This window comes from Mesorhizobium sp. WSM4887 (assembly GCF_029625865.1).
Lineage (GTDB): Bacteria > Pseudomonadota > Alphaproteobacteria > Rhizobiales > Rhizobiaceae > Mesorhizobium.
This window is the reverse complement of record NZ_JARTVP010000054.1, coordinates 1-269: the sequence shown is the minus strand read 5'-3', so window position 1 is coordinate 269 and position 269 is coordinate 1. Positions and strand designations below refer to the sequence as shown.

1 protein-coding gene is annotated in these 269 nt (G+C 90.7%); it reads left to right on the top strand.

Going from position 1 to position 269, the window contains the following annotated elements; translation table 11 throughout:
- Window positions 1-247: hypothetical protein (locus P9230_RS32485; RefSeq protein ID WP_278121760.1), on the top strand; the 247-nt coding region annotated here is incomplete at its 5' end.
- Between the last annotated feature and the right edge of the window lie 22 nt (window positions 248-269).

Genomic DNA, 269 nt, shown 5'->3' with positions numbered 1-269 from the left:
CCCCCCCCCCCCCCCCCCCCCCCCCCCCCCCCGCCCCCGCCGCGCGCGCGCCCCCCCCCCCCCCCCCCCCCCCCAACCAACACCCCCCGCCCCCCCCCCCCCCCCCCCCCGCCCCCCCCCCCCCCCCGGGGGGGGCGCCCCCCCCCCCCCCCCCGGCCCCCCCCCCCCCCGGGCCCCCCCCCCCCCCCCCCCCAAAACCCCCCGCCCCCCCTTCACCCCCCCCCGCGCCCCCCCCCCCCCCCGTTAAAACCCCCAACGCCATGGGATTG